Origin of the sequence: Sphingomonas xinjiangensis, from assembly GCF_014199255.1 — a bacterium.
GTDB lineage: Bacteria > Pseudomonadota > Alphaproteobacteria > Sphingomonadales > Sphingomonadaceae > Sphingomonas > Sphingomonas xinjiangensis.
Genome location: NZ_JACIJF010000002.1, coordinates 454108 through 465703 on the forward strand (window position 1 = coordinate 454108; position 11596 = coordinate 465703).

Sequence of the window (11596 nt, forward strand, 5' to 3'; positions counted from 1 at the left end):
GCCAGACGTAACGAAAGAACGAGGCGATGGGGGCTGAGCAGCAGATGACCGCAAACGGCGCGACGCTGATGAAAAGCGAAGCGGCCGAAGCAGCGGAAGTGGTGCGGCGGCTGGTGGCCGCCAATGGCCCGCCGCTCGCGGCGCTTGGCCAGATATTGCGAGCAAATCCGCCCGCGCGGATCGTCACCTGCGCGCGCGGATCGTCCGACCATGCCGCAAGCTATGGCAAATATCTGATCGAAACGCTGATCGGCATTCCAGTGGCTTCGGCCGCGCCCTCGGTCGCGTCGGTGTTCGCCGCGCCGGTGGCGCCGGGCAGCGCGTTGTGCATCGCCATCTCGCAAAGCGGGCGCAGCCCCGACCTGCTCGCCACGGTGAAGGCGCACCAGGAATCGGGCGCCTATGTCGTCGCGTTCGTCAACGACGAAACCTCGCCGCTGGCCGAGCTGGCCGACAGCTGTATCGGGCTGAAGGCCGGTCCCGAGCGGTCGGTGGCGGCGACCAAATCCTATATCGCCTCGCTGGTCGCCTTCGTCGCGTTGGTGTCGCAATGGGCGCAGGACGATGCGTTGCAAGCCGCGCTGACAGCGCTGCCGGAGCAGCTGGAGCAGGCATGCGCGCTGGATTGGACCGCGGCGGTCGACATGCTGCGCGACGCCAGCAACCTGTTCGTGATCGGGCGCGGCTACAGCTTTGGCATCGCCCAGGAGGCGGCACTGAAGTTCAAGGAAACCTGTGGCCTGCATGCCGAGGCGTTCAGCGCCGCCGAAGTGCGCCACGGGCCGATGGCGATCGTCGGCGCGGGCTTTCCGGTGCTGGCCTTTGCGACTTCCGACGCGGCTGGTGACAGCGTGCGCGAGGCGGCGGCCGAGTTCGCCGGACGGGAGGCGCATATGTGCCTGGCCGATGCGCGCGGCGGCGGCAACGGCAACCTTCCCGCCCTGCCCGGCCATCCGGCGATCGAGCCGATCCTGATGGTGCAGAGCTTCTACCACATGGCAAATGCGCTATCGCTGGCACGCGGGCATGATCCCGACCGGCCACTCTACCTTAAGAAGGTGACCGAGACACGATGAGCGCGATCCGCTTCACCAACGGGCACATCGTCACGCCGGCAGGCGTGCGCGATGCCGCAACGCTCAGCGTCGAAGGCGGGCTGATCGTCGCGATCTCGGGCGACGCGCCGGCACCCGAGACCGTCGACCTGGATGGGGGCTGGATCGTTCCCGGCTTCATCGACACGCAAGTCAATGGCGGCGGCGGCGTGCTGTTCAACGACGCGCCGACGGTTGAGGGCATCGCCGCGATCGGCCGGGCGCACGCGCCTTATGGCACGACCGGCTTCCTGCCGACGCTGATCAGCGATACCGCCGAAATGATCGCCAAGGCGCTCGACGCCACCGATGCCGCGATCGAGGCGGGCGTGCCCGGCGTGATCGGGGTGCATATCGAAGGGCCGATCATCAACGTGACCCGCAAGGGCATCCACGATCCCTCCAAGTTCCGCGGGCTGGACGAGGACCTGATCGCGCTGCTGACCAGGCCGCGGCGCGGCAAGGTGATGCTGACGCTCGCGCCGGAGCGCGTGTCGCTCGACGACATCCGCCGCCTGCATGCCGCCGGCGTGATCCTGAGCATCGGCCATAGCGATGCCGATTACGACACTGCCAAGGCAGCGATCGAAGCGGGCATGACGGGCGTCACGCACCTGTTCAACGCGATGTCGCCCCTGCAGCACCGCGCGCCGGGCGTGGCGGGCGCGGCGATCGAGGATCAGGGCATCTATTGCGGGCTGATCCTGGATGGCTTCCACGTGCATGACGCGGCGGTGCGGATCGCGGTCAATGCACGGCCGCACGACCGCTTCCTGCTGGTCACCGATGCGATGCCTTCTGTCGGCACCGACATGGACTCGTTCGATCTGCACGGCCGCCACATCCGCGTGGACGGCGGACGCTTGCTTGGCGAAGACGGCACGCTCGCCGGATCGTCGCTCGACATGGCCGGTGCGTTCCGCCACGCGGTGACTCGCATCGGCCTGTCGCATGCCGATGCCGCCGCGATGGCCGCCACCAGCCCCGCCGCCTTTCTCGGCCTGAGCAATGAGCGCGGTGCGCTTGCGCCTGGGCTCGTCGCCGACTGGGTTCAGTTGACACGGGATCTTCAGCCCGTCGACACTTGGATCGCCGGCGACCGCGCCGCCTGACCCCGCCCGCTTGACCCCCGTCCCCGGAGACTAGCCCTGAGCACGATCGCGCCGCCCCTCCCCGACGACGTTGCCGGGGCGACTCTCACCATCGGCGCGCCCCTGGCCGGCTGGCTTTCCGGGCTGGAAGAAGTCGCCGACCCCGTCTTTGCCCAGCGCATGCTGGGCGACGGTGTCGCGATCGATCCGACTGGCGATTGTCTATACGCCCCATGTGACGGCGAAGTGACGGTTCTTCAGCCGAGCGGTCATGCGATCACGGTTCTTGCTGCGGACGGCGCGGAGATCCTGATGCATATCGGGCTCGACACAGTGGCGCTAAAGGGCGTCGGCTTCAGCCCCTGCGTCCAGGTGGGCGACCGCGTGCGCAAGGGCGATCCGCTGATCCGGTTCGATCTCGACGCGGTGGTGTGCGGCGCTCCTTCGGCGGCGACCCCGGTGGTGCTGCTGGAAACGCCCGGCTACACGCTGGCCCGCGCGCGGGCGGACGGCCTGGTCGAGGCCGGCGAGACGATCTTCACGCTGCACCCCGCCGCGGCCGGTGCCGCCGAAGTGAAGGCGGCGAGCGGCGGTGAGACCGTCGAGCGCACGGTCGTAGTGCCGCTGGCGCATGGCATCCATGCCCGTCCGGCGGCGCGCGTCCGCGATGCGCTGTTCGGGTTCTCGGCTGAAGTCACGCTGGCCAAAGCGGGCCGAAGCGCCAGCGCGCGCAGCCCGGTCGGCCTGCTGACGCTGGGGATCGGCTTTGGCGACGAGATCGTCGTCGCCGCGCAAGGGTCCGATGCGGCCGAAGCCGTGGCTGCCCTCGCCGCGCTGATCGAAAGCGGCATGGGCGAGAAGGGCCACGCCCCCGCCCCCGCCCAGGTCACGGCGGTTGCCGCCGCGCCGGCGCTCACCGTTCTACCCGCGGATGGGAAGCTGCCCGGTGTCACCGCCGCGCCAGGTCTCTCGGTCGGGCATGCGCGCCGGTTCAAGCTCGCCGAGATCGAAGTCGATCCTGCCGGCACAGGCGTTGCCGAGGAGCAGGCACGGTTCGACGCCGCACGCGCCACGCTGGCCGAGCGGCTCGAGCGCGAAGCGCGGCACGCGCACGGCGCGCAGCGGGCGATCGTGGAAGCGCACCGCGCCCTGCTCGACGATGCCGGGCTGCTGGGCGGCGCCGCGGCGGCGATCCGCGGCGGTGCCAGTGCCGGCCATGGCTGGCGCGAGGCGATCCGCCCCCAGGCCGACGCGCTGCGTGCCTCCGGCAACGGCCGGATGGCCGAGCGCGCCGACGATCTGCTCGATCTGGAGCGTCGCTTGCTGCTGGTTCTGGCAGGCCGCGAGGACACGCCGCTCACGCTCCCGCCCGAGACGATCCTCCTGGCCGAGGATCTGCTGCCCTCGCAGCTGATGGCGCTCGACCGCGCCCATGTCGTCGGCATCTGCGTCGAACGGGGCGGCCCGACCTCGCACGTCGCGATCCTCGCGGCGAGCATGGGGTTGCCGACGCTGGTCGCGCTCGGCCCGGTGCTGCGCCAAGTCGAGGAAGGCACGGCGCTGATCCTCGACGCGGGACTGGCACATCTCCATGTCGCGCCCGATGGGGACGCGCTGGGTGCCGCGCGGCAAACCGTTGCAGAGCGTCAGGCCCGCCGCACGGCTGCCAAAGCGGCAGCCGACAAGACCTGCCACATGGCCGATGGCACCCGGATCGAAGTGTTCGCCAATCTGGGCTCGGTTGCCGATGCCGAGCTGGCAATGGCGAACGGCGCCGAGGGATCGGGGCTGCTGCGCACCGAGTTCCTGTTCCTCGACCGCGACACCGCGCCCAGCGTCGCCGAACAGACCGCCGACTATCAGGCGATCGCCGACGTGCTCGCCGGCCGTCCGCTGATCGTCCGGCTGCTCGACATCGGCGGCGACAAGCCGGCGCCCTATCTGCCGATCCCGGCAGAGGAGAATCCGGCGCTGGGCTTGCGCGGGATTCGCGTCGGTTTCGCGCATCCGCAGCTGCTTGAGGATCAAATTCGCGCGATTCTGTCGGTAAAACCGCTCGGTCAGTGCCGGATCATGGTCCCCATGATCGCCGGGGTGGACGAACTCCGCCGCGTCCGCGCGGTGCTCGAGCGTGTCCAGGCCGATTTCGACGTCGACCAGATAGTCGAGTTGGGCGTCATGGTCGAAACTCCCGCCGCCGCGGTAACCGCCGATCTCCTCGCCGCGGAAGCCGACTTCCTGTCGATCGGCACCAATGATCTGACGCAATATGCCCTGGCGATGGACCGCGGCAACGCCGCCGTCGCCGGCGCCATCGATGGCCTGCACCCCTCCGTGCTGCGCATGATCGCCGAAACCGCACGCGGCGCAAGCCGTCATGGTCGCTGGACCGGCGTGTGCGGCGGGCTCGCGTCCGATCCGCTGGCGGTCCCGATTCTAGTAGGGCTGGGCGTGACCGAATTGTCGGCGACGCCAGCAATCGTGCCGGAGATCAAGGCGCTGGTATCCAGCCTAACCTTAGAGGCTGCCCGTGCCCATGCAGCCGCTGCGCTGACATGCGCGACGGCAGCCGAAGTACGCGCGCTCGCCCGGGAGTTCACTGCATGAAGTCGATCCTGGAGATGCTCCAGCCGCTGGGCCGCGCGCTGATGCTGCCCATCGCGGTTCTGCCCGTCGCCGGCCTGCTGCTGCGCCTAGGGCAGCCTGACCTGCTCGACATCGCATTCCTCAGCGCAGCGGGCGACGCCCTGTTCTCGCATCTCGGGCTGTTGTTCGCGATCGGCGTGGCCACCGGTTATGCCAAGGACGGCAACGGCGCGGCGCCGCTTGCCGGCATCGTCTGCTTCCTGGTCGCAACGGAATCCGCCAAGGTGCTGATGAGCGTTCCCGCAGATATCGGCGCGGGCCTCGCCGGTCCCACCCTCGACGTGACGGTCGCCGCGTGGAAGGCTAAGGCGATCTCGCGCCTCGACGTGCCGATCGGCATCATCTCGGGGCTGATCGGCGGAACGTTCTACAATCGCTTCTCGACGATCAAGCTGCCGGAATATCTCGCCTTCTTCGGCGGCCGTCGCTTCGTTCCGATTGTCAGCGGTGTGGCGGGCCTGCTCCTTGCGCTGCTCGTCGGCCTCGGCTTCTCGCATCTGAGCGCCGGCATCGACGGGATCGGCCATGGCATCGGGCGCGCGGGCGGCTTCGGGCTGTTCCTGTTCGGCCTGCTTAACCGGCTGCTTCTCGTGACGGGGCTCCACCACATCCTCAACAACGTGTTCTGGTTCGTCCAGGGCGACTTCAACGGCGCGAATGGCGATCTGCGCCGCTTCTTCGCGGGCGATCCCGAAGCGGGCGCGTTCATGGCCGGCTTCTTCCCGGTGATGATGTTCGGCCTGCCTGCGGCGTGCCTCGCCATGTACCGTGCGGCCTTGCCGGACCGGCGCAAGGCGGTTGGCGGCCTGTTGCTCAGCTTGGCGCTCACCGCTCTGCTCACCGGCGTAACCGAGCCGATCGAGTTCAGCTTCATGTTCCTCGCGCCCGCGCTCTACGCGGTGCACGCGGTGCTCACCGGCGCGGCGATGGTGATCATGGACCTGCTCGGCGTGAAGCTCGGCTTCGGCTTTTCGGCAGGCCTGTTCGATTATGTACTGAATTACGGCAAAGCGACCCGCCCGCTGCTGCTGCTGCCCGTCGGCGCGCTGTACTTCGCGCTGTATTACGGCATCTTCAGCTTCGCCATCCGCCGCTTCAACCTGCAGACGCCCGGACGTGAGCCCGAGGCTGCTCCAGTGGCCGAGGCGGCGATTGCCGGCGAGCGCGGCGCAGCCTTTGCACGAGCGCTGGGCGGCGCGGCGAACCTAACCAGCGTCAACGCCTGCACCACCCGCCTGCGGCTGATGGTGGCCGACCAGGCGCAGGTCGATGAAGCCGCGCTCAAGGCGCTCGGCGCGCGCGGTATCATCAAGCCTTCGGCACATGCGTTGCAGGTTGTGCTCGGCCCCATTGCGGACTCGGTCGCGGTTGAGATCCGGGACGCGCTGGCGGTCGGCGGCGGCGCTCTAGCGGCGGTAACGTCAGCAGCGCCGTCCGCTCGGAGCGCGGTGCTCACCCCGGCAGCGCTGACCGCACTCGGCGGAGCCGACAATGTTCGCGGCACAAGCGTGCACGGCACCCGCGTGCGCATATCCGTGAACGACCCGTCTGCGGCATCCGAGGCAGCGCTGGCTGGGCTGCGCGTGCGATCGGTTGCCCGTCTGGACGCCGGAGTGATCCATCTTCTCCTTGCGCCCGGCGACACCAACGCGGTGCTGGCAGGCTGAAGCCTGCCTCCGTCAACCACCCCTCATCTTCCGCTCATTGGGGGCGGGTCCATGGAGAGTCATGACCAGCTTGCCGATCCGCTTGCTCTTTTCCGCGAGCCTGCTTGCCGCAACGCTCGCCCAGCCCGCCACCCTCGCACAGGCAAGGCCGGTTGCACCGGTTACCCCGATAGCCGGGATTACGGCCTGGCTAGCCAAGCCGGCGGCGGCGCGTCGGCTGGACGACCCCGCGCTCACCCGTCCGCTAACCCAAAACCAGGCAGATCGCGCGATCGCGCTCCTGAGCGCTGCGCATCAGCGCGATGTCGCAGCCCGCGCGGCCAACGCGATCGCCGCCAAGCAGGTTACGATCGGCGACAAGACCCTGCGCTGGGAAAGCAAGCTGTTCGGCAACGCGGCGCCCGGAAAGCGCAGCCTGTGGATCTCGATGCATGGCGGCGGCAATGCCGAGCCGGCAGTGAACGATCAGCAGTGGCGCAACCAGATCCGCCTCTACGAGCTGGCCGAAGGCGTGTACCTTGCCCCGCGCGCGCCGACCGACACCTGGAACCTCTGGCACGAAGGGCATATCGATCCGCTGTTTGAGCGCCTGATCGAGGCGCAGATCGTCGCCAACGGCGTTGATCCCAACCGCGTCTATCTGATGGGCTATTCAGCGGGTGGCGATGGCGTGTGGCAGCTTGCCCCGCGCATGGCGGACCGCTTCGCGGCCGCTGCGATGATGGCGGGGCACCCCAATGATGTGTCGCTGCTCGGCCTGCGCAACCTTCCCTTCGCGATCTTCATGGGCGGCGCCGACGCCGCTTATGACCGCAACAAGATCGCAGCGGACCGGACCGCCGAGCTCGACCGGCTGCACGCCGCCGATCCAGGCGGCTATGTCCATATGTCCCGCATCTATCCGGGCCTGCCCCACTGGATGAACCGCAAGGATGCCGAGGGCGTGCCATGGATGGCGGGCTTCACCCGCGATTCCTGGCCCAAACGGATCGTCTGGGTGCAGGACGATGTCGCCCATGACCGCTTCTACTGGCTGCGCATCCCCGATGCCGCGGCGCTGAAGGCGGGCGAGACGATCACTGCGTGGGTGGAGGGTCAGGCGATCACGCTGACCGGGTCGGTCCCGGTGGGCACGACGCTTCGCCTTTCCGACCGGCTGGTGAATCTCGATCAACCGCTGCGGGTCATCGTCAATGGGCGCAGCGCGTATTCGGGCAAGGTTCGCCGTACCGCGCGCGCGGTCGAAGAGTCGCTGCGGGAGCGCATCGACGCGCCCGCAGCCGCGACCGCCACGCTCACGCTGCGCTAACGCGAGCTGATCGCCACCGGGCCGACGATGCCAGACGGCATGCTGGGCGCCGCTTCGACGAGCAAAACGATCGTACGCGGCCCTTGACCCGGTGCGAGCGACGCGCGCAGCGCGCCAGGCGCGGCGTCTGCCTTCGCCGCCCGCTTCTCCCCGTCGATCCAGAGCTCCGCGCGTCCGGCCACGCGCTCGAACGTGATCGTTCCGCCTTGGGCCGCAACGCGCTTCCACGGCGTGGCGCGCGTGCGATAAACCCGCCAGCCGGGTTGCGTATCGGCGGGCGTCGCCGTGCCGCTCTTCACAAAATCCCAGCTGTTGTTGTCTCCATTAGCGGGCGCCAGGGTCGGCGCTGGCCGCTCCGCAAAGCGGGCCGAACGGCGCCAGTCGGTGACCGCCTGCACTTGCGGTACCACCGCGACCTGGGCGCGTGGGCCGATGTCGGCGCGGGCGATCGTCAGAGTGGCCGGCTTCAACCCTTCGGCGGTGGCGCGCACGGTGATGCTGCCCCTGCCCTTGCCGGCGCGGACAATCACCTGCGCCAAGCCATTGAACAGCGAGCGCGACCCCGCATTTGGCGCCACCTGCTCGGGCTCATGGCTGTTGGGATCGCCATTGCCAACGCCCAGGATCGTCGCGCCGCTTACGGTGAAGCGGGTCATCAGGTTGGCGGTAGGGACATGGCGCCCCTGCGCGTCGACGGCGCTGACGGTCACTGGCTGCGCATCCTCATCGTCGCCCGCCATCGCGGTGCGCGCAGGCGTGAGCCGCAGCGCGACCGGCTTGCCGGCGGTCTCGTGCATCGCGCGCGCGACCACCTTGCCGCCGCGCATCGCCAGCGCCTCGATCCGGCCTGACGCGTAGGGAACGCTCCACTCATTGCCCATGATCCGGTCGACCTTCTGCACGCCCAGTTCGCGCCCGTTCAGCCGCAGCGCGACCGTTTCGGCATTGCTGCTGACGGAGACCTTGATCGGCTCGCCCTCACGCCCCGGCCAGGTCCAGTGCGGCGCGATCGCAACCACGGCTTCGTCGTCCACCCAATGCGCGCGATGAATGTCGAACGCGGTCTTGGGGAAGCCGCACAGATCGAGGATGCCGAAGAAGCTGGCAATCGTCGGCCAGGCATGCGGGGTCGGCTCGCCATGATAGTCGAACCCGGTCCACACGAACCCACCGGCGACGAACGGACGCTCCGCGATATTCTTCCAGGTGTCGCGATGCGTCGCGCCCCAGCTCGCCGACTCTTTGTCGTAGGACGTGATCACATGGCCGGCGGCATTGGTCTCGAACGCGCCGCGCGTCTGATAGGCGCTGGTGTCCTCCGAACTGGTGATCGGCTTGGTCGGGTTGAGCTTGTGGAACTTGTCGTAGTCCGCCTGATAGTAATTGAACCCCATCACATCGAGCTCGCTCGACACGTTCACGGGGTTGTAGAACGACCCGTTCATCGCGCCCGTTACCGGACGGCTGCCGTCCAGACGGTGCACCGCCGCGGCCATGCGCCGAACCATCTCGACGCCAGCCTCGGTACCCTGCATCGGTTCTTCGTTGAACACCGACCACAGGATCACGCTCGGGCGGTTGCGGTCGCGCCGCACCAGCCATTCCAGCTGCGCCATATAGTCGGGCGCCGGGTTGAACAGCCGGTTCTCGTTCATGACCAGGAAGCCCATCCGGTCGCACCAATCGAGCAGTTCGGCAGTCGGCGCGTTATGCGACATGCGGATCGCGTTGCAGCCCATCGCCTTGAGCCGCTCGAGCCGCCAGCGGATCAGCGCGTCGGGCAGCGCCACACCCACCCCGGCATGGTCCTGGTGGAGGCACACGCCCTTCAGCTTGACGTGCTTGTCGTTGACGAACAGCCCCTGGTCGGCATCAAAGCGGATCGTGCGGAAGCCAATCGCCACGCGGCGTTCGTCAATCGCCTTGCCATCCACCACTACCCGCACGCGCACCGTGTAGAGTGTCGGGCGCTCCACCGACCATGATTGCGGCATACCGGCATCGAGATCGAGCACCGCGTCCGCTTGGCCAAGCACCGGAACCGCAACGTCCGCGCGCCCAATCGCCACCTCGCGGCCCTTGGGGTCCAGCAGGGCCGCCTCAACCGTCACCGTCGAGGCCTGGCGAGAGACATTGCCCAGCGTCGCCACCACCGGCACATGCCAGCGACCATCGCGCAACCGCGGGTCGCAATGCACGCCGTCGCTGACGATCGCGACGGGTGCGCGGCGCACCAGCCAGACATGGCGGTACAGCCCGGCGCCTTCATACCACCAGCCTTCCTTGGCATCGGCATCGACGCGGATGGCGATCTCGTTCGTTTCTTCGCCGAAGCGCGCGAACGGCGTCAGGTCGACATGGACGCTGTTATAGCCCGACCAATTATGCGCGACGGTGCTGCCGTTGATCCAGATCGTCGCATTGGTGGCGATGCCGTCGAAATGCAGCTCCAGCGTCTTGCCTCGGTCCGCCGGGTCGAGCCGCAGCGCGCGCCGGTACCAGCCGATCCCGCGCGGGCGAAATCCCTGCGAGACATTTGCCGTCTCGACGAAAGGCTGCCCCGCCGCCCAATCGTGCGGCAGGCGCACCTCCGCCCAGTCGCTATCATCATAGCCCATCGCCGCCGCGCCAAGCGCGTTGCCGGCCTTGACGCTCAGGTAAGTCTCATGGTGGCCCTGCGGCAAAGGCGTGACCACGTCGCCTTCATGGAAGCGCCAACCCAGTTCGAGCAGCGTGCGCGAGGAGTCGGGATCGGGCAGCCGCGGGGCGAGGCCCCGCATCGGCTGCGGCATCGGGAAACCGTCACCTGCGCCTGCCGGCGCGGCCGCGGCTTCGCGCATCGGCGCAGTCAGCAAGGCGCCGGCGCCGACACTGCCGCGAAGCATTTGACGGCGGTCCATGATGTACACTCCAACTAAGGCCGCCATACTCCGCCGGCCTGAACAACGAGAAAGACGGGGCTATATGTCGCTCAGTTCCGCCACAAAGTCATAAGCGTCGCCACGATAATAGGAGCGCGTGACTTCGGCGGCACGGCCATCGCGCAGGAATGCGCGGCGCTCGATCAGCAGCCCGGCATGGCCCGGATCGACGCCCAGCATCCGCGCATGCTCGGTGCCGAAGGGGACGGCACGCAGCCGCTGCAATGCGCGCACGGGCCGGTTCCCGACTTTTTCCAGCGCGGTGTACAGCGATTCCTCGACGGCATCGACCGAAGTCAGGCAATAACCCGCAAGCGTGGAGAATTCGAGCGCCATCGGCTCGTCATCGGCGTAGCGGATGCGGGCGAAGCGCAGCACCGGCGCGCCTGGGGACAAGCCCAGCATCATCGCTTCTTCCGGGTTCACTTGGCCCGGTGCGCGCGAGATCCAGCTGCTGCTCGCACGGCGCCCGCGCGCGGCCATGTCTTCGGTGAAGGAGGACAGCTTGGAAAAACTCTTCTCGACACGCCCGGCGACAAAGGTGCCAGCGCCGCGGCGGCGAGTCAGCAGCCCTTCCTCGACCAGCCCGCCGATCGCCTTGCGCACGGTGATGCGCGACACGTCATACTCGATCGCTAGATCGCGCTCGGGCGGGATCGCATCGCCCTGGTTCAGAACGTTGCCGCCAATGCCTTCCCGGATGAGCTGCTGCAATTGAAGGTAGAGCGGCGAAGGATTATCCGCGCGAAAGCGCCCCACCTGATCCGAAAATGACATCGACCCTCCCCGGTGCGCCCCCTTGCGCTACCCCTTGCCTGCGAAGCTATCGCAACAATGCTTGTCGGGCAACGGCATCCTTGTGGGGCTA

At 68.2% G+C, this 11596-nt stretch carries 7 protein-coding genes; 5 read left to right on the plus strand and 2 right to left on the minus strand.

What is annotated here, in order from left to right; translation table 11 throughout:
- The first annotated feature begins 26 nt into the window (after positions 1-26).
- From FHT02_RS05580 to FHT02_RS05600, 5 genes are all read left to right on the plus strand, one after another.
- Complete coding sequence (locus tag FHT02_RS05580; protein ID WP_184085340.1) at positions 27-1076, plus strand: SIS domain-containing protein; 1050 nt, start codon at positions 27-29, stop codon at positions 1074-1076.
- Positions 1073-2206, plus strand: a complete 1134-nt coding sequence (gene nagA, locus FHT02_RS05585) for an N-acetylglucosamine-6-phosphate deacetylase (protein WP_184085343.1) — start codon at positions 1073-1075, stop codon at positions 2204-2206. The genes FHT02_RS05580 and nagA overlap by 4 nt, the downstream gene beginning before the upstream one ends.
- Positions 2207-2251: 45 nt before the next feature.
- Positions 2252-4792, plus strand: a complete 2541-nt coding sequence (ptsP, locus tag FHT02_RS05590; RefSeq protein ID WP_343056843.1) for a phosphoenolpyruvate--protein phosphotransferase — start codon at positions 2252-2254, stop codon at positions 4790-4792.
- Positions 4789-6498 carry an N-acetylglucosamine-specific PTS transporter subunit IIBC gene (gene nagE, locus FHT02_RS05595; RefSeq protein WP_184085346.1) on the plus strand — a complete coding sequence of 570 codons (1710 nt, stop codon included), beginning with the start codon at positions 4789-4791 and terminating at the stop codon, positions 6496-6498. The genes ptsP and nagE overlap by 4 nt, the downstream gene beginning before the upstream one ends.
- 61 nt (positions 6499-6559) lie before the next feature.
- Positions 6560-7807, plus strand: coding sequence for an alpha/beta hydrolase (locus FHT02_RS05600; protein ID WP_184085349.1), 1248 nt, complete (start codon positions 6560-6562; stop codon positions 7805-7807).
- Here FHT02_RS05600 and galA read toward each other — a convergent pair.
- Positions 7804-10707 carry a beta-galactosidase GalA gene (gene galA / locus FHT02_RS05605; RefSeq protein WP_184085352.1) on the minus strand — a complete coding sequence of 968 codons (2904 nt, stop codon included), beginning with the start codon at positions 10705-10707 and terminating at the stop codon, positions 7804-7806. The genes FHT02_RS05600 and galA overlap by 4 nt on opposite strands.
- A 60-nt stretch (positions 10708-10767) precedes the next feature.
- A complete protein-coding gene (locus FHT02_RS05610; protein WP_184085354.1) occupies positions 10768-11505 on the minus strand; it encodes a GntR family transcriptional regulator in 738 nt (245 codons plus the stop codon).
- Positions 11506-11596 lie beyond the last annotated feature (91 nt).